Origin of the sequence: Candidatus Accumulibacter meliphilus, from assembly GCF_036625345.1 — a bacterium.
Lineage (GTDB): Bacteria > Pseudomonadota > Gammaproteobacteria > Burkholderiales > Rhodocyclaceae > Accumulibacter > Accumulibacter meliphilus.
The window spans coordinates 104,970-121,547 of the sequence record NZ_JAZKTZ010000007.1 but is presented as its reverse complement, the minus strand read 5'-3'; the positions used below and the strand labels follow the sequence as shown (position 1 = coordinate 121,547).

Sequence of the window (16,578 nt, the reverse complement as noted above, 5' to 3'; positions counted from 1 at the left end):
TCACTCCCCCTTGCAGTCGTAATATTGCTGATAGATCAGCTCGATCAGATTCGGGCCGCTCTTCGTCGGGGGCGCTGGGTCAGTGTTCGCCGGGTCCGGCTGGCGTCGCCGACGTGTGGCGTTGGCCAGTGCATCGAGCGGCGTCGCCGCGCCGATCGCTTTCCCTTCCTCGTCCTCGACGCCGATCACTACCTCGGTATGCGGATCGACCACCAGAGACACCGTTTGACCGGAGAGCTCGAACGGCACCTCGAAGCGTTTGCCGTGATACGACACCGTGCCATCCTTGCGCACCAGACGGCTGACGCGATGCCGGAACAAGAGATCGAGCTTCGCCGCCAACGGCCCGAGCGGGCGAATCCTGGACAGGTCCTGCTGGTAACGTGCCAAAGGGCTGATGCCGTCCAGACTGGCATGCGGGCGGCGGTGATAAACCTGCTCGAGCCAAGCCCACAAACGCGCGTTGAGATCGTCCAGGCTGGCGATATGGCGCTCGTCGAGTTCGCTGAGAAACTGATCGCGGCAGGTACGGTGCCAGCGCTCCAATTTGCCCTTGCCCTCGGGCGCGTACGGCCGGCAGTGAATGAGATGGATGCCCAGCCGGGCGCAGATCCCCTGCAAAGTTTCGGCGCGATAGGCGGCGCCATTATCAACGACCAACTTGAGCGGAATGCCGCGCCTGAGCACCGCCTGCTTGAGCACGCCTTCGATGTCCAGAGCGGTCTCGCCAGGGCAGAAGGCGCTGTGCGTGAGCAACCGGGAAGCGTCGTCGAACAGTGAGACGAGATAGCTCTTGGCGAGTTTGCCGCCGATCGGGACGCGTGGGCCGTGCATCACGTCGCCATACCAGATCGCCCCCGCGGTCGCGGCGACAAAGCTGCGTTTCTCTTCCGGCAGGCTGGCCGAGCCGCTGATTCGTGACAGACCGTGCTGCTGCAGCAGACGGTGAATGGTCGAGCGGGCGAGGCCGCCACGGGCGACGGTGCCGGCCGCTTCGAGCAATTGGCGAATCTGGCACAGCGAGCGCCGCGGGTTGTCGCGCTTGGCGGCAAGAATGGCGGCCTGGGTGGCGGCGGAGAGCTTCGATTGCCCGCGGTCGGCGCGTACCTTGGGCGTCAGCCCATCGAGTTTGTGGAGGCGCCAGGCGTAGTACCAGGCCTGAATCGTCTTCTCGCTCAGATGCCGCCGACGGGTGCCGGGAATGGCGTATTCGCGGCTGGCCAGCTCGCGCAGAATCTGTTGCAGTTCTCCCCGCTCCAGCCGCTCGCGGCTAATCAGCGGACCCAGGACGGACAGGCGAAACAGGGCTTTCGGATCAATCGGGTTCATGACCACTCCTTGTGATAAATCGGAGAGGTGATCAAACCAGAAGGACCCGGATAATGACAGGAGCAAACTGTGTGGGGACCCCGCCCGGGCGGGGTCTGCCCTGTCCACCGCTCGTTCAGGATCAGGACATCACGGGATGTTCAGCTCTTGATCAAGGAGGGTCATGGCTTGCACCAGCCCCATGGATTCGAATACCCGACGCCAGAAAGCGCCGAAGTCGGCGGCCCGCCCGAGTTCGGCACAGCGGGCGCGCAGGTGAAACTCGAACAGCAGGCTGCTCTTCTGTAGCCAGTCCCACCAGCGACCGGCGGTACGCCGGTCCGGCAGGCTGCCGAGTGCACGGCGCTGATCGGAGCGTTCGCTCAACTGCCGTTCGAGGTGGGCTTGCTGCACCGACCAGTCATACCAGCGGCGCGGTGCGATGCACGCCGGCAGACGTGAACAGGTGCGCCGACAACCAGAGCAACGGTAGCGGCAGATCGGTATCGGATTGAGTGAAACCTGCCCGGCTCGCCGGTCGGCCTTGCGCTCATAGTGCCCGTGTGGCCAAAGGATCTTGAGCCCGCAATGCGGGCAGCACGGCGGCCGATACACTTCGGGGGCTTGCCTGACGGCCTCAAGATGCTGCTCGATCGTGTCGATGCCGGCTACAATTCGCTGCATGGGCTGGGCTCTCTTCTATCTCGGTTGTCTTGATAACTTCCCACGATAACAGAGGTGTCCCGGCCCATCTTTCGTTCACGTCGTCCCAGCCTCGTTCAGGCAGCACGCCTTCCTTCGCTCTCGCCGTTCATGGGATAGGCGACGCCGTCAGTTACTGGAGAGCGGCGGACGTAACACTGGCTCGCTCGACCATGCTTTTAGAATAAATTGAAGAGCGTGTCTGGCAGTTGCCTCTGGCCCTGCTCACACTTGGTTGAGTAACTATATTGCGTGGAATACACAGCTGCAGCATTCATGCTTCAGGGCTGCGTGATTCAGCACGAACTGCTGCCCGAGTTGAGGGCTGAAGGTCCGCTGACACCGAAGTTGGAGAAGGTCGTGCACATCCTGGAATGGGTGCGCATTGAGGAATTCACGGGATCGAACTGGTGTGGCGTGGGGCGTCCGCCGGTAGAGCGGGCGTGGCTGGCGAACGCTTTTGTGGCTAAGTCAGTGTTGGGGCTCAATACCACGGTAGGGCTGATTGAGCGCCTGACGATAGACCGTGCGCTGCGACGTATCTGTGGCTTTCCTCTGTGCAAGAAACTGCCTTCTGAAGCCACCTTCTCGCGCGCCTTCGACGAGTTTTCTCAAGCGGATTTGGGCCAGCGGGTGCATGAAGCCCTCGTCAAGGCCCATCTCGGGGATGAACTGATCGGACATATCAGCCGCGACGGTACGGCCATTGAAGCACGCGAACATCCGTCCCGGAGCGAGGCGGCCGTGGCCGAAGTGGTCCCAGCGGCACAGCCCTCGGTGCTCCCGAAGGAAGAGAGCCCTTCCGAAGCGAGTGCGCCAGTGCCAGAAACGCCACCAGCGGCGAAGAAACGTGGCCGCCCCCGGCGCGGCGAGACACGACCACCCGCGAAGGAGTCGCCGATCCAGCGCCAACGCGGGCAGACGTTGGCGCAAATGCTCGATGAGATTCCGACGGCGTGTGATCGCGGCACGAAGTGCAACGCCCAAGGCTACAAGGTCAGCTGGAACGGCTATAAGCTGCATCTCGACACCGCCGACTGTGGCGTGCCCATCGCGGCGCTGCTCTCAAGCGCCTCGATGCACGACAGCCGTGCCGCCATTCCGCTATCACTGATCAGTGCCGAGCGGGTGACCAACCTCTACGATGTCATGGATGCGGCCTATTGCAGCACCGAATTGCGTGAGCACTGCCGGAGTCTCGGCCACGTTCCGCTGATCGATCACAATCCGCGTCGCGGCGAGAAGATCGAATTCGCACCGGCCGAGGCCATTCGTTACAACGAACGTACCGTCGCCGAGCGCAGCAACGCGCGGCTCAAGGACGAATTCGGCGGCAACACCATCATGGTCAAGGGCGACGCCAAGGTGATGGCGCACTTGATGTTCGGTATCCTGGCGCTGACCGCCGACCAGTTGATGCGATTACGAGAATGACCGCCTGTGTTTCCTCTCCGACCGCTGTGCATCCGATGATGCAGGGCGGTCGTCGCCCCCAATGAGACAAATAATGCCATCAGGTTAGCCGCTCGGCCACGGCAACGTCCCTCGCGACAAAAATCGTTCCCAGAGAGCGAATCCCGCGGCCCAGCAGTTCCCGTGGGGAGTTTTGCAAGAGGCTCAACTGCTTACAGGCTACAATCTGCAGTCCGCAACAACCGCGAGACCCCAGCCATGCCCATTTACGCAATCGGCGCCCGCCGCCCGCAACTCGACCCACAGAGCTGGGTCGCCCCCACAGCGATCGTCATCGGTGACGTCCGCCTGGCGAAGAATGCCTCGATCTGGTGGAACGCCACACTTCGCGGCGACAACGACCCGATCAGCATCGGCGAAAACAGCAACATCCAGGACAACTCGGTGCTGCACACCGACGAAGGCGTGCCGCTCACCATTGGCCGCAACGTCACCGTCGGCCACCTGGTCATGCTGCACGGCTGCAGCATCGGCGACTGCTCCCTGATCGGCATCGGTTCGGTGCTGCTCAACCATTCGGTGATCGGCAAGGGCTGCATCGTCGGGGCCAACACGCTGATTCCCGAAGGCAAGGTCTTTCCCGACTACTCGCTGATCGTCGGCTCACCGGGCAAGGTGATCCGACAACTCAGTGACGAAGAGGTCGAGCGCCTCACGCATAGCGCCGACCACTATGTCGCCAACTGGCAGCGCTACCAGAGCGAACTCCAGGCTCTGTAGAAAGCGCAAGCGTGCCCCAAACGCACGCCTCGTCATCGCGAACGAACAGTTGCGCTCGTGCCAGACAGGGCAATGCCCTCCGCGCGATGGGCCGCGGCCACTTCCTCCTGGACGATGTCGAAGATCGAGCGGAGGCGTGGGTTCAAGTGGTCGACGACATCGCTGACGTCCATCACCGCAGGAATACGCAGACCACGGTGCTCTGCGCCGCGTCCAATCTGCTGGTTGCGGATGCCAACCTGATTCAGGTGGCGCGCCAAACGGGGTTCGACAAGGAGAAACAGCGTCTGCAGGCCGTGGCATTCAGCCAGCGCGAAAACCGCCATGTACAGACCAACCAGCAGATACGGGAAACGCGGTTGGTCGGGGGTGCCAAAACTCGAGTCACTCAGGGTTCCGGCCGTTTTCTCCTCGCCACGGCGGCGCCGGTACTGGCCAACTATGGCAAGGCGCGAGACCTCGGCAATGCGCTCCCGCGGCACAGCGGCAGGATCCATGATCGCGCGATCGAGCGTCTCAGCACAGGTTTCCTCAAACGGCAAGGGGTGAAGGAGTTCCCCTGGGCGGGCCAGAACGAGCCGCACATAGCCGACGAAATCGCCCGATGAAACGCTACGCACCAGGCAATGCAGGGAGTGCGCGTCGTAGTCGTCGGTCTCCCTGGCATCGCTGCGCGTGGCCTCCCAGCCGAGATCCTCGCAATAGACGCTGTGGCGCAGGCCAAACGCGGCGTTCTGCTGCATCTCACTGAGCGCTGGCACGATTTCAAAGTACTTGCTGAAGCCCTCGCCCGTGTTCGTAGTTTCTGTCGGGTTGATCATCGCGGTTCCCCTGGTGCAAAGGAGTGCAGGACAGCTTGAACAGTCAAGCCGGAGGCATCGTACAGGTCGAGTTGTTGACCAGCGGCGCGGCTTGCCCACCGGTCACAGCATGGCGGCTGAGATTATGATCTAGTTCTTGCGTGCCGTCATGGCAAGAACGCAGCCCTGAAGCATGAATGCTGCAGCCCGGTATTTTCAAGGCCTGGGGGTGCGTCGCAAGAAAAAACCTTCGCGCAAGAGGGCTAAACAGCCGGGCGGACTTCTGGCAGGATAGGTGGAGCGTAATCAATCTGCGCTTCAGTCGGAGGTTTTGCGATGCTTGCAACGAGTGCGGGGGAATGGGTGCACTGTGGTCGCGTGTTCAGCGCGACGGAGATTGCCGAGCTCTGCGCGACGGTCGCGTGGCTGCCGGGATTGGCACGCAAGGAGTTGGCGGCGACAGTGTGCGAGCACCTGGGCTGGACCACACTGACGGGGACGGCGAAGATCAGCGCCTGCCTGGACTTCCTGGAGCGTTTGCAGGCGGCCGGGTTGCTGGTACTGACTGCGTTGAGGCCCTCGCCGCCGCGCCGTTGCGCGCCGCCATCGGCATCCGCCGCCCCAGTCGCCCCCGTTGCCGAGCCGGCGGTGCACTGCGCCCTGTCGGCGCTCGCGCCGGTGTCCCGAAGTGGTTCGCGACGCGACCCGGGTGGCGCAGTGGGATGCGCTGGTGGCGCGTTGGCACCCGCTGGGTTTCCAGGGGGCCTTCGGCTACCGGCTGCGCTACTTCATCACGGCGGGCGACCGGCGGCTGGGCTGCGTCCTGCTGTCCGGTGCTGCCCGCGCGGTGGCCGTGCGCGATCAGTGGATCGGCTGGACGGCCCAGACCCGCCGCGAGAACATGGCGCGGGTGGTGAACAACAGCCGCTTCCTGATCTTTCCGCACGTCCGCGTACCCCATCTGGCCAGCCATGTGCTCGGGCAACTCGCGCGCCGCGCACGCGCGGACTGGCTCGAGCACTGGGGCTTCGAGCCCCTGCTGCTGGAGACCTTCGTCGATCCGCGTCACTATGCCGGGACCTGCTACCGTGCCGCCGGTTGGCAGTTGCTTGGGGCAAGCAGCGGGCGCGGGCTGGCCCGCCCCGGCCGGTCGTATCACAGCTGGCCTTCCACAACGGCCTGGTCATCCCGCTGCTCAGCGAGTTCCTCGAACAGACCCTGGCCCCTGCTTAACCTACCCCAAAAAACCTCTTGCATAATCAATTGCTTGCAGGGCAAATGAATTTCTAATGGCACAACAAGCGCGTAATGTGCTGTCAGGCGAGCCTCTTGCAAAACTCCCTACGGGAACTGCTGGGCCGCGGGATTCGCTCTCTGGGAACGATTTTTGTCGCGAGGGACGTTGCCGTGGCCGAGCGGCTAACCTGATGGCATTATTTGTCTCATTGGGGGCGACGACCGCCCTGCATCATCGGATGCACAGCGGTCGGAGAGGAAAAACGGGTGGTCATTCTCGTAATCGCATCAACTGGTCGGCGGTCAGCGCCAGGATACCGAACATCAAGTGCGCCATCACCTTGGCGTCGCCCTCGACCATGATGGTGTTGCCGCCGAATTCGTCCTTGAGCCGCGCGTTGCTGCGCTCGGCGACGGTACGTTCGTTGTAACGAATAGCCTCGGCCGGTGCGAATTCGATCTTCTCGCCGCGACGCGGATTGTGATCGATCAGCGGAACGTGGCCGAGACTCCGGCAGTGCTCACGCAATTCCGTGCTGCAATAGGCCGCATCCATGACATCGTAGAGGTTGGTCACCCGCTCGGCACTGATCAGTGATAGCGGAATGGCGGCACGGCTGTCGTGCATCGAGGCGCTTGAGAGCAGCGCCGCGATGGGCACGCCACAGTCGGCGGTGTCGAGATGCAGCTTATAGCCGTTCCAGCTGACCTTGTAGCCTTGGGCGTTGCACTTCGTGCCGCGATCACACGCCGTCGGAATCTCATCGAGCATTTGCGCCAACGTCTGCCCGCGTTGGCGCTGGATCGGCGACTCCTTCGCGGGTGGTCGTGTCTCGCCGCGCCGGGGGCGGCCACGTTTCTTCGCCGCTGGTGGCGTTTCTGGCACTGGCGCACTCGCTTCGGAAGGGCTCTCTTCCTTCGGGAGCACCGAGGGCTGTGCCGCTGGGACCTCTTCGGCCACGGCCGCCTCGCGCCGGGACGGATGTTCGCGTGCTTCAATGGCCGTACCGTCGCGGCTGATATGTCCGATCAGTTCATCCCCGAGATGGGCCTTGACGAGGGCTTCATGCACCCGCTGGCCCAAATCCGCTTGAGAAAACTCGTCGAAGGCGCGCGAGAAGGTGGCTTCAGAAGGCAGTTTCTTGCACAGAGGAAAGCCACAGATACGTCGCAGCGCACGGTCTATCGTCAGGCGTTCAATCAGCACTACCGTGGTATTGAGCCCCAACACCGACTTAGCCACGAAAGCGTTCGCCAGCCACGCCCGCTCTACCGGCGGACGCCCCACGCCACACCAGTTCGATCCCGTGAATTCCTCAATGCGCACCCATTCCAGGATGTGCACGACCTTCTCCAACTTCGGTGTCAGCGGACCTTCAGCCCTCAACTCGGGCAGCAGTTCGTGCTGAATCACGTTCCAGCGTTGCATGATCAGTTCGCGTTGGGTAGTATCCATTTTGCGGGTGTTATGATGTTGGTCTTGAGAAACCCATCATGCCAGAAATGGCCGCCTGCGTCCTCCGCTTTCGCCCCCAGCGACGAAAAAATCAGCCCTGCAGTGTCAGTTTTGCAAGAGGCTCAGGCGATCAGTTTTCGGAGTCCTCCGGGTTGTGAGTGGATGCCCAAGGCGCGATAGATGGCCATTTGCTCTGGCTCGGCGTTGGTGGCCTTGCGGACATGGAGCGTGCGGCCATCGCGCTGGCGGAAAGTCGTCGTCGTCCGGCACTGCATCGAGAGGGTCTCGCGCAAAGTCGTCCAACTGTCGTGAATGCCAGCCGCCTTCAGCTTGACGCGAAGGAACTGCACGCACTGGTAAGCCAACACGGTAATGAACAGATGGCCGTCGGCGCGATCTTCCTTGTGATGGTAGATCGGGCGCAAGCCCAGCTCGCTCTTCAGGCTGCGAAACACACTTTCCAGGTCAGTCAGCAGAGTATAGGTGCGCCAGAGCCGCTCTTCATCCCAGTCGAGTTGATTGGTACGCAAGCAATAAACGCCTGGGTGTGTCGCCTGGCTCCCCTCGCGGGGCACCTTCTGCCAGGTGATCCCGGTGACGCGCTTGCCCGACTCGTCCGTCACCAGGTTTACCGTGTAATGCTGGCTGGTGCCGCGACTCTTCTGCTTCAGTCGACCGAGTCGTTCGAGCAATTTGTCTGGGCGTTTCTCGGCACGCGGTTTGGCCAGGCCATCGAGCATTTGCTGCAATCCGGCTTCGAAGCGCTGGCTGAAGGATTCGAGCATTGCCTCCTCCTTGAGTTGGCGACCCGGTGAATGGCAATTCAACTGAAGCTCTTGACCGTCTTCACTGAGCGTCTTCTGCAAGTGCAACGGTTGCTCGTCGGCGGTCTCGATCGTGATCGCCTGTGTTTCATCGAACTGCCGGGTTCCCCCGCGACGAACGACCAGGTAGCGATAACCGTGTTCGACCAGCCAGGCGACATTGGCTTCGCTGGCGATGCCCGCGTCCATGATCACCAGCGCCCCTGCCGGGGCGGCCAAGCCGGTCAGCATGCCGGCAAGCGTGCCGGCTTCGCTGACATTGCCTTCGAAGGTCTGCGAGCGGCGCACAAAACCACTGCCGTCGAGCACCAGGCCAAGGGTCACCAAGGGGCAATCGCTACGCTTCTCCTTGGAACGGCCACGCTTGGCCTTGCGATTGCTCGGGACTTCGCCTTCGAAGTAGGTGTTGGTCAGGTCGTAGAGCGTGATCGTCTCTTCCAAACCAAAGAGCGTGCGAACGCGGCCAAACAAACGTGCTTCAATCACCTCCCGATGCTTCATCAGGATGTCCGAACCCCGGTAAAGACCCATGTGTGACATCGACAGGAAGTCGACGTCGATCAGTTCGCCCAAGGCGCTGTGCGTCTGCAGCCAGTTCCAGGTTGCCCGCTCGGAGCCCGGATGGGCCATTCTGCCGATCAAATTGCCGATAATCGACGCCCGCAGAACGCCATTAACGCCCAACTCCCGCAACTGGTCGATGATGCCCAGTTCGGCCAGCGCATGCAGGCCGACGTGCTCGACGCCGACCGAACGCGGCTGCATCGTTTGCAGCGAGTCAACATCGACTTCGACGAATGTCGCCGGCGGACGCGGGTTTTCGGCAGGGTCGCTGGCCTCTGTCGCCGACGCGTCGCTCATCGGCGCCCGCACGATCAGCTGCCCGGCGTAGCGCTGGGCCGCACTTTCGATATGACCTGTGCATGGCAACGGCAGCAGCGCTTCCTGGGGGTGTAGCAACTGTTCGATACGACGACACAGTATCGGCCAGTCTTCCTGCTTGATCGCGAAATTACGCCCGAGATTCAGCAGGGTGATCTGACGGACCTTGCCTGCGATGCGTTCGCCACGCACCAGCCGGTAGGTGAAGTAGCCCTCGCCGGTGACCTTGTTGTTCGTTCGTGTCTGTCGGATATACATGCCCACGATCGTACAAGAAATGCAAGGGAAAAAACCAGAACGTCAAAACTATTATGGCACAACATTTCACCTCCGGAAAACCGCCTCTTTCAAATCAACGACTTAAAATCAGCGCGGGCTAGAAAAACCCGAAATATGACAGCGAGGTGTTAAAGGGAGGCCAAGACATTGCTGCGATAAGCCCAGAGAAACGCGCGCTTGGTCTTCCCTTTGCCTGGATCCAATTGCTGAACCGGGGTTTCATCCGCATGCAGCATCGTGCCTTCACGCAGCAATTCGGCGAGGCGATCGCCGAGCGGTTCGAGCGCGACGCCGATACGACCCACCCAGTCGGCCAGCGTCGAACGGGCCAGCGACACCCCGGAGCGAGCCGCCTGCTGTTCCAGACGATAGAGCGGCAGGTGATCGATGTACTTGCCGACCATGACCTAAGCCAGCAAGGCCCAGGCTTCCTGGCTGGACTTCCAGACCACCCGCCGAAAGCTGCGCCGGGAATAGCGCAGGGTCATGACAAACAGACGCGGCCGACGATAGCGCTCACTGCCGGGGTAAAGGGTCATCGCCCCCTCGCCGTAGTCGACCTGCGCCTCTTCGCCGGCGGCGAATTCCAGGCGATCAAACTGGGCCGGCTCGTGTGCGATCAGCGTCCCGGCAAAGCGCTTGACGCTGTTATAGCTGGCCGAAAAGCCGAACTGATCGACGAGGTCCTGGTAGATCGCCGTGAAGTTGCGGCGAAGCTGTAACTGCGCCTCGATGAAGGCGCGGTGCGGCTCACAGGCGGAAGTCGATGGCCGGCTCGGCGCCGGTGGCAGGGGTGGGGGAATTTGACCGGGAGGGCCGGTGGCCACCCCGGGGGGATTTGCCCCTTCGCTCGCAAAATGCCGCGCCAGACTGCGGATCGTCTTGCGATCGATTTCGGTGATGCGGGCAATTTCGCGCTGACTCTTTCCTGCCGCCAGCAGGGTAAAGACCGTGGTTTGCAGATGTGGCTTCAAGACGTTCACTCCAGACTCCCCTCAAAAAGATCGAGGGGGAAAGATAACGTCCTGCCGGGGATGTCCGAAAGCGCTAAAAGCAGAGCCCTATTGCTCCGTCACGCGACCTTCAGGGTGGGGGATTTTGAAGTGACCAAACGTGGGGGAAGTTGACCGGCCAACGGGGGTAGAGTCGTATCTGGCTGTGCGCCGCGCGTGCGGATTCGCGCTGCATTCCGAGGGCCACCTGCTGAACAGCTTCGCGGCTTTCTCCAGCGCGAGAGGCGAAGAGCACGTTTGCTCACGAATCGCCATCGAGTGGGCCGGACTTTCCCAAACGCTTCACCAACGCGCCCGCCGGCTCGGCGAGGTGATCCGCTTTGCCCGCTACATGCGAGCGGAAGACCCACGCCATGAGCTACCCGAGCCCGTTTTTGGTGGCGAGTCGCGGCAAAGGCCAACGCCTTACATCCTCTCCAGAAATGAAGTGGAGCGCTTGGTGGCGGCAGCGTTTCAGCCGGTTTACCAGGGCTTGCGGCGCGACACTTACAGCACGCTTTTCGCGTTACTTGCCTGCACAGGCCTTCGCGTCTCGGAGGCGATCGGCTTGTGCTATGAGGACGTCACCGCTGATGGGCTGGTGATTCGATCCTCCAAATTCCGCAAGAGCCGCCTCGTTCCGCTCCATGACACCGCCCAAGCGCACCTCGTGCGCTATCTCGAACGACGACGTCGTCAGCCTCCATTCGATGATCCTCACCTATTCGTCTCCATGCATCGAAAGCCGCTGCGCTTGGGGAATGTCGAATCCGCATTCCAGACGGCCGCCCGGAAAATCGGTCTGCCGCGCAACCGCGGGCAGCCTCGTGCGACGCCGCATTCGCTGCGTCATACCTTCGCCGTCCGAGCCCTGGAGACTTGTCCGGATGATCGCGATCACATCACGCAACATCTGTTGTCGCTGTCAACCTATCTCGGTCATGCCCAGGCGGCCAACACGTATTGGTACCTTGAAGCAACGCCGGAGCTGATGCGAAACATCGCCGAGCGGTGCGAACGCTTCCTCACCGGAGAGCGGCCATGACCACGACTCCGATCGCACCCCACATCACGGCCTTTCTCCAACAACGCCTGCCCCTCGAACGGAATGCCAGCGACAACACCTGTGAGTCGTACGCCTACGCATTCAAGCTGCTGTTTGAGTACGCCAGCGATCGCCTCAAGGTGGCACCCTGTGCGCTCAACCTTGAGCAGCTCGACGCCGGTCTGGTAAGCGCCTTCCTGAATCACCTGGAAACCACGCGCGGCAATGGAGCGACGTCGAGAAATACGCGCCTTGCCGCGATCCGCTCGTTCATGCGTTTCGTGGCTTATCGCGTTCCTTCGGCGATGGAGCAGATTCAGCGCGTCCTGGCGATTCCGCTCAAGAAGGCCGAAACGCGGCTGGTTCGTCACCTTACAGGTGATGAAATGCAAGCGCTTCTGCACGCGCTCGTGCCCGACCATCGAGAAGGCATCCGCGACCGCGCCATGCTCCATCTTTGCTATGCGGCAGGATTGCGCGTGTCGGAGTTGGTCGGTTTGCAACTGGCCGATCTGAGTTTACAGCCGCAGGCAAGCGTACTCGTTCATGGTAAGGGCAGAAAAGAACGTTGCTTGCCGTTGTGGAAGGAAACCACCTCCGCTCTACGCGCATGGTTGGCAGTACGCGGAGACGTGCGGGTGCCCGAACTGTTTGTGAATGCTCAAGGCGAGGCGATGACACGTTCCGGCTTCGAGTACATCCTGCACAAACACGTGGCAACGGCCTCGCAGCACTGTCCCTCGCTGTCGACCAAACGCGTAAGCCCTCATGTCTTGCGACACACCTGCGCGCTGACGGTCTTGCAGGCGACCAAGGATCTCCGAAAAGTGTCTCTTTGGTTGGGGCATACACATCTCCAGACCACCGAGATGTACACCCGCGTCGATCCGTCGGTAAAGCTCGAAGCACTGGAATCCATCATCCCGCCCAAACTACGCTCCGGGCGCTTCAAGGCGACCGATCACTTGATCGCCCTGCTCAAGACCCGCTCCCTTATGCGCAGCGAACAGCCCAAGAAATAGCATCAAATCAGAGCCTCTGACCAAGGGGCTCTGCATAATCTTCAACTCCGCATTAAATCTTGCCTACAAGCACTGGGCGGAAATCTTCAACCACGACAGCACGCTGACCTCGGCGCTCCTCGACCGACTGCTCCACCATGCGGAAACGGTCATCATCGAGGGCAAGAGCTATCGCATGAAGGACCAGATCGAGGCATGACTGGCGCTGCTTTCCCGTCGATTGGCGCAGAACCGTCGCTCGCCGACCCCAATCCGGGCGGTGTTACGCGGTAACGGGCGAGAACGCATGGCGACAACTTCGGCAGAAAGACAGCGCGCCTATCGCGCCAGGCGACCCTGCGCCGGGGAAAACGGCGAACGCCGTTTGCAGAACTGGGTCTCGACCGCGGCGGCCCTCGCCCTGGGTCGCTTGGCCCGCCACGCCAGGATCACTCGACGAGCCTTCCTCGAAAAGCTCCTTCTCGACGCCGATCAGGTCACCACACGGGCGATGAGCGACGAGGTCTTCGATCAGTACTTCGCGTTACCGCGCAACAAACGGTAAGTCGCCCGTGTTTGGCCAGATCCAACGTGCCGAAACCCCCGCATCGAAAGCCCGATCTATCGTCTGAACGACCGTCCTGAACCGCCAATCGCCGCTCTCACGGCTACTCCTCACGCCCGAATTTCAAACGGCCCAATTCCACCGAAATTCACGCTGCCGCGCACATGACACCAACCGTTCGTACTGGTTGCGGGTTTCCCACCACGCCAGAGTAATTTGCTGGTGGGCAGCGCCGAGGATGGTCTTGCTGGGTGAGCCGTCAGGTAGCTGATGACGGATGTTTCCACGTAGATTTTGCGCTTCATGAATGCAGTCCTGGCTCAGGAAACTGTGGTGCGTCCCCTGTTTTCCGCCACGACTACAAGGCCGCGATGAATTCATCGGGTGACACATCGGCCTGGCGCAAGACGCCTGTCAATGTGCCGACTTTGACTTCACTGTGCATGGGGACGACGCAGCCTTTGGAACCACGGCGCATGATGACGTGACTTCCAGATTGGCGCAACTTCTCGAAACCCAGCCGCTCCAACGCCCGAACTGCGGTAGCACCCGAAACACGCGGCAGCTTAGGCATGCGCGGGAACGCTGAACGTTGTTACCAGCGGACGCCCTGGCGCAGGGATGGGAAACTGCGACAGATACAGTTCCGTAGCCTCTTGCAGGTTGGCGATAGCCTCTTCAACGGTTTCACCTTGCGTAGTGGTACCAGTCTCAGGATTCAGGGCAACGTAACCGCCTTCTTCGGCGGGAGTAAGTACCGCGGTCAGTTCCATGGTTTGACTCCGGTGGGGATAGCGTAATTATCGCTCATTGCGGGTAGTGGTGCCCAACGTAGAGGTGATCGGCGCTGCGCGGCCTTATCGCGCAGCGTCCCTTGGAGCGCACAGTTGGGCTATTGATTAGCATTTAATCCGACCCTGGCCCCTTTTCCGTTCTTCCTTTTCCGTTCTTTTCCGTTTCTCTTTTCCGTTTCTTTTCCGCTTTTTTCCGCTTTTTCCGCTTTTCCGTTTCTTTTCCGCCTTTTCCCTGCTTTTCCCTGGGATTCCTTTATGTCCCCGATTCCTTCCACGATTCCTTCCGCTAAACTCAACTCACTTTCCGCCTCCGGCGCACACCCAGGAGACCCAGACCTGTGCCTAACAGGGCCAGCGTGGCGGGCTCTGGGATAATCACCTCATGAGCTGCCGTATCCAACCTACCGAACGGGAACGGCTGGAGCGGCTCTCTGTCCTCACGGATTTGGTAAAGATACACTGCATCGGGCGCCGTAGTAGCAAAAGTACCGATCATTGGATCATTCTCGCTGACCCCACCGGTAATAGTGTAGATCGTCCCAATTGGAGGCGGAATATTGAGCAGCATCATGTTGCTCATCCTCGCTGCAAAATCTCCAGGAAATGCAAAACCTCCTCGAGTATCGTTGCTAAAGACTTCGCCGACGTCAACGATTCCGGAGGTCCCGCCGAAAGGATTAAAATCGACCCACACATCAAAAAAAACATCGAAAATGCTATTCGCGGGAAAATCAATCTGCCCATCTGGTGTTCCCGTCTTGTCTTGAACCTGCCCCCGCGTCCGTTGCAGCCCCGGATAAACTCCGGCGTTCATCCCTGCTCTAAGCTCGGCGTAAACACCGCCCATGGTTCCCGTCAAAGTAAGGCTCAAGATCTCAGTATTGATCGTGTCGAGACCACCCTGGGGAAAGGCGGCATTGGTCGGGTCGCTGCGAGCTACCGTCGGCCCAGTACCCGTAAATACTAAAGCGCCGAACGGTGTATCAACCACCGTATGCGTCCCAAGTGAATTAAAAGTGTAGCTTGGTCCAGTCGGTTCGGTCCACATGGCAGCCGATACCACACTAGGTAACAACGACATCACGAATACGCCGTGGACAATCAAACTAATTGAGCATCGCATCATTCACACTCACTTTCTTTGGCTTAGTTGAGAAACAGGGCCTTGATCATCGTTCCAGCCAAGGCCGAGTGCTGCGCTTGGTGAAAATCCTGCGAGAGAGTGGCAGGGCCGTCGAAATCTCGTACCCTTGGAAGGGCATACTAGCCGAGAAGGAGAGATTCGGAGGAGATTCGGGGACAGATCACAGTTTAGAACTGAGTTTTGGACGTCGTGAATGCGATCCTGGCTCCGGAAAACCATGGTGCGTCCCCTGTGTCCCGCCATCCTGAACGCGTGCCAAATCACAGGCGCCGATCTACGCGGCAGGTTTGCTGGCGCGGGCCGGTGACTTGCGTTCGGATTTCTTCTTCAGGCCCAGCGAGGCGACCTGATCGGAATTGGGGCCGAATTGGGCGATGACCTGGTCTTTGACGCCGAGAATGAGATTGTGATGCTCCCACTGGATGGCAACGCTGGCGTCGCGAGCGGCGTTGAAGGCGTTCTGGGCGCGCAGTTCTGCTTCCTGGGCGGCGTGCATGGCCTCGTTCTTGGCGGCCAGGGTGGCGAAACTGTAGGCCGGGTTGGCCGGGCCGTAATCGGTGATCGCCTTGACCGCCAGGAAGGTTCTTTCATCTGCCTGGAGGATTTCAGCCTGCAGACGAACGTTCTCGTTCTTTGCCATTTTTCCTCCCGGAAGATGAAGTTGCCGAGGAGCGGATTACCCTTGGAGAAGAGAATAGGTCCGGGCCGCCAAAATTGTCAACACGTTTCGTGGCGCGTGCGCGCAGCGGCCACCGGGCCCGCTGATAATGCGCACAGCTTGATCCGTGCCGGCAATCTCTGCTGCCGAATCGGCCACGGGATGAGCAGGGAGGCGCCCGCAGGCATCGGGGAGGCATCCCGACGTATCAGGGAAGCATCGTGACGCCTCGTGGAAGCATCCCGACGCCTCAGGGAAGCATCGTGACGCCTCGTGGAAGCATCCCGACGCATCAGGGAAGCATCGTGACACCTCGTGGGAACATCCCGACGCCTCGGGGAAGCATCGTGACACCTCGTGGGAGCATCCCGACGCATGCGGGAAGCATCCCGACGCCCCGGGGAAGCATCCCGACTCGTCAGGGAAGCTCCGATCCTTGCATCGACGCGGCCGGCATGGGTTTGCTGGTGGGCGGCCCCGCGGACGACGAGCCCTTGTCTCCCCGGATGTAGAAGATCAGCGTGTTGTCGAGCTTGCCCTGGCGCTCGATTTCGGCGATCACCTTGCCCGCCTTGTCGTCGGCGTGCTCGGGCAAGATTCGGGGACGGGGCAGATTCGGGGCAGGCCACGGTTTAGAAGTGAGTTTGGGACGTCGTGAATGCGATCCTGGCTCCGGAAAACCGTGAACACTGAAGTCGT

Annotated in this window: 18 protein-coding genes and 3 pseudogenes; 7 read left to right on the top strand and 14 right to left on the bottom strand. The window is 60.9% G+C overall.

Annotation, left to right across the window (positions count from 1 at the left end; genetic code table 11):
- On the bottom strand, nt 1-1,329 hold the full coding sequence (locus V5B40_RS15475) for a DDE-type integrase/transposase/recombinase (protein ID WP_332353652.1): 1,329 nt from the start codon (nt 1,327-1,329) through the stop codon (nt 1-3).
- A 129-nt stretch (nt 1,330-1,458) separates the two neighbouring features.
- Complete coding sequence (locus tag V5B40_RS15470; RefSeq protein ID WP_332353651.1) at nt 1,459-1,992, bottom strand: DUF6431 domain-containing protein; 534 nt, start codon at nt 1,990-1,992, stop codon at nt 1,459-1,461.
- Between the two features lie 294 nt (nt 1,993-2,286).
- Here V5B40_RS15470 and V5B40_RS15465 point away from each other — a divergent pair, with 294 nt between their 5' ends.
- On the top strand, nt 2,287-3,444 hold the full coding sequence (locus V5B40_RS15465; protein ID WP_332355314.1) for a transposase: 1,158 nt from the start codon (nt 2,287-2,289) through the stop codon (nt 3,442-3,444).
- 237 nt (nt 3,445-3,681) lie between these two features.
- Complete coding sequence (locus V5B40_RS15460) at nt 3,682-4,203, top strand: gamma carbonic anhydrase family protein (RefSeq protein WP_332355313.1); 522 nt, start codon at nt 3,682-3,684, stop codon at nt 4,201-4,203.
- A gap of 32 nt (nt 4,204-4,235) precedes the next feature.
- Here the strand turns inward: V5B40_RS15460 and V5B40_RS15455 are convergent, their stop codons facing one another.
- The gene (locus tag V5B40_RS15455) at nt 4,236-5,024 is read right to left on the bottom strand and encodes a PEP-CTERM/exosortase system-associated acyltransferase (protein ID WP_332355312.1); all 789 of its coding nucleotides are present in this window, start codon (nt 5,022-5,024) and stop codon (nt 4,236-4,238) included.
- Nucleotides 5,025-5,691: 667 nt separating this feature from the next.
- Here V5B40_RS15455 and V5B40_RS15450 point away from each other — a divergent pair.
- Complete coding sequence (locus V5B40_RS15450) at nt 5,692-6,285, top strand: Druantia anti-phage system protein DruA (protein WP_332355311.1); 594 nt, start codon at nt 5,692-5,694, stop codon at nt 6,283-6,285.
- A 225-nt stretch (nt 6,286-6,510) separates the two neighbouring features.
- On the opposite strand, the gene V5B40_RS15445 is transcribed toward V5B40_RS15450, so the two are convergent.
- From V5B40_RS15445 to V5B40_RS15435, 4 genes and pseudogenes are all read right to left on the bottom strand, one after another.
- Complete coding sequence (locus tag V5B40_RS15445; RefSeq protein WP_332355310.1) at nt 6,511-7,695, bottom strand: transposase; 1,185 nt, start codon at nt 7,693-7,695, stop codon at nt 6,511-6,513.
- 122 nt (nt 7,696-7,817) lie between these two features.
- Nucleotides 7,818-9,659 (bottom strand): IS1634 family transposase, encoded by a 1,842-nt coding sequence (locus tag V5B40_RS15440; protein ID WP_332355308.1) that lies wholly within the window; start codon nt 9,657-9,659, stop codon nt 7,818-7,820.
- A gap of 155 nt (nt 9,660-9,814) precedes the next feature.
- Nucleotides 9,815-10,087 (bottom strand): annotated as a pseudogene (locus V5B40_RS25300) (IS66 family transposase); the annotation flags it as partial.
- 6 nt (nt 10,088-10,093) lie between these two features.
- A pseudogene (locus V5B40_RS15435) lies at nt 10,094-10,663 on the bottom strand (IS21 family transposase); the annotation flags it as partial.
- A gap of 340 nt (nt 10,664-11,003) precedes the next feature.
- Between V5B40_RS15435 and V5B40_RS15430 the strand changes: the two are divergent.
- The 4 genes and pseudogenes from V5B40_RS15430 (at nt 11,004) to V5B40_RS15415 (ending at nt 13,283) form a co-directional block, all read left to right on the top strand.
- On the top strand, nt 11,004-11,717 hold the full coding sequence (locus V5B40_RS15430) for a tyrosine-type recombinase/integrase (protein WP_332355307.1): 714 nt from the start codon (nt 11,004-11,006) through the stop codon (nt 11,715-11,717).
- Complete coding sequence (locus tag V5B40_RS15425) at nt 11,714-12,739, top strand: tyrosine-type recombinase/integrase (RefSeq protein ID WP_332355306.1); 1,026 nt, start codon at nt 11,714-11,716, stop codon at nt 12,737-12,739. Before V5B40_RS15430 ends, V5B40_RS15425 begins: the two co-directional genes overlap by 4 nt.
- Before the next feature lie 55 nt (nt 12,740-12,794).
- A pseudogene (locus V5B40_RS15420) lies at nt 12,795-12,938 on the top strand (ATP-binding protein); the annotation flags it as partial.
- An 87-nt stretch (nt 12,939-13,025) separates the two neighbouring features.
- Entirely contained in the window at nt 13,026-13,283 is a 258-nt protein-coding gene (locus tag V5B40_RS15415) for a hypothetical protein (protein WP_332355305.1), read from the top strand.
- A 110-nt stretch (nt 13,284-13,393) separates the two neighbouring features.
- On the opposite strand, the gene V5B40_RS15410 is transcribed toward V5B40_RS15415, so the two are convergent.
- From V5B40_RS15410 to V5B40_RS15380, 7 genes are all read right to left on the bottom strand, one after another.
- Nucleotides 13,394-13,588 (bottom strand): hypothetical protein, encoded by a 195-nt coding sequence (locus tag V5B40_RS15410; protein WP_332355304.1) that lies wholly within the window; start codon nt 13,586-13,588, stop codon nt 13,394-13,396.
- Nucleotides 13,589-13,641: 53 nt separating this feature from the next.
- On the bottom strand, nt 13,642-13,857 hold the full coding sequence (locus V5B40_RS15405) for a type II toxin-antitoxin system HicA family toxin (RefSeq protein WP_332355303.1): 216 nt from the start codon (nt 13,855-13,857) through the stop codon (nt 13,642-13,644).
- Complete coding sequence (locus V5B40_RS15400; protein ID WP_169066478.1) at nt 13,850-14,056, bottom strand: type II toxin-antitoxin system HicB family antitoxin; 207 nt, start codon at nt 14,054-14,056, stop codon at nt 13,850-13,852. Before V5B40_RS15400 ends, V5B40_RS15405 begins: the two co-directional genes overlap by 8 nt.
- 119 nt (nt 14,057-14,175) lie before the next feature.
- Nucleotides 14,176-14,373, bottom strand: coding sequence for a hypothetical protein (locus tag V5B40_RS15395; RefSeq protein WP_332355302.1), 198 nt, complete (start codon nt 14,371-14,373; stop codon nt 14,176-14,178).
- Entirely contained in the window at nt 14,370-15,203 is an 834-nt protein-coding gene (locus V5B40_RS15390; protein WP_332355301.1) for a PEP-CTERM sorting domain-containing protein, read from the bottom strand. Before V5B40_RS15390 ends, V5B40_RS15395 begins: the two co-directional genes overlap by 4 nt.
- Before the next feature lie 292 nt (nt 15,204-15,495).
- The gene (locus tag V5B40_RS15385) at nt 15,496-15,861 is read right to left on the bottom strand and encodes a hypothetical protein (RefSeq protein ID WP_332355300.1); all 366 of its coding nucleotides are present in this window, start codon (nt 15,859-15,861) and stop codon (nt 15,496-15,498) included.
- A 436-nt stretch (nt 15,862-16,297) separates the two neighbouring features.
- Nucleotides 16,298-16,474, bottom strand: a complete 177-nt coding sequence (locus V5B40_RS15380) for a hypothetical protein (RefSeq protein WP_291996197.1) — start codon at nt 16,472-16,474, stop codon at nt 16,298-16,300.
- Nucleotides 16,475-16,578: the final 104 nt, after the last annotated feature.

Excerpts from the sequence above, each read along its gene's own strand:
- V5B40_RS15475 (WP_332353652.1), bottom strand. The coding sequence starts at position 1,329 with ATGAACCCGATTGATCCGAAAGCCCTGTTTCGCCTGTCCGTCCTGGGT.
- V5B40_RS15470 (WP_332353651.1), bottom strand. The coding sequence starts at position 1,992 with ATGCAGCGAATTGTAGCCGGCATCGACACGATCGAGCAGCATCTTGAG.
- V5B40_RS15465 (WP_332355314.1), top strand. The coding sequence starts at position 2,287 with ATGCTTCAGGGCTGCGTGATTCAGCACGAACTGCTGCCCGAGTTGAGG.
- V5B40_RS15460 (WP_332355313.1), top strand. The coding sequence starts at position 3,682 with ATGCCCATTTACGCAATCGGCGCCCGCCGCCCGCAACTCGACCCACAG.
- V5B40_RS15455 (WP_332355312.1), bottom strand. The coding sequence starts at position 5,024 with ATGATCAACCCGACAGAAACTACGAACACGGGCGAGGGCTTCAGCAAG.
- V5B40_RS15445 (WP_332355310.1), bottom strand. The coding sequence starts at position 7,695 with ATGGATACTACCCAACGCGAACTGATCATGCAACGCTGGAACGTGATT.
- V5B40_RS15440 (WP_332355308.1), bottom strand. The coding sequence starts at position 9,659 with ATGTATATCCGACAGACACGAACGAACAACAAGGTCACCGGCGAGGGC.
- V5B40_RS15425 (WP_332355306.1), top strand. The coding sequence starts at position 11,714 with ATGACCACGACTCCGATCGCACCCCACATCACGGCCTTTCTCCAACAA.
- V5B40_RS15415 (WP_332355305.1), top strand. The coding sequence starts at position 13,026 with ATGGCGACAACTTCGGCAGAAAGACAGCGCGCCTATCGCGCCAGGCGA.
- V5B40_RS15410 (WP_332355304.1), bottom strand. The coding sequence starts at position 13,588 with ATGAAGCGCAAAATCTACGTGGAAACATCCGTCATCAGCTACCTGACG.
- V5B40_RS15405 (WP_332355303.1), bottom strand. The coding sequence starts at position 13,857 with ATGCCTAAGCTGCCGCGTGTTTCGGGTGCTACCGCAGTTCGGGCGTTG.
- V5B40_RS15400 (WP_169066478.1), bottom strand. The coding sequence starts at position 14,056 with ATGGAACTGACCGCGGTACTTACTCCCGCCGAAGAAGGCGGTTACGTT.
- V5B40_RS15390 (WP_332355301.1), bottom strand. The coding sequence starts at position 15,203 with ATGATGCGATGCTCAATTAGTTTGATTGTCCACGGCGTATTCGTGATG.
- V5B40_RS15385 (WP_332355300.1), bottom strand. The coding sequence starts at position 15,861 with ATGGCAAAGAACGAGAACGTTCGTCTGCAGGCTGAAATCCTCCAGGCA.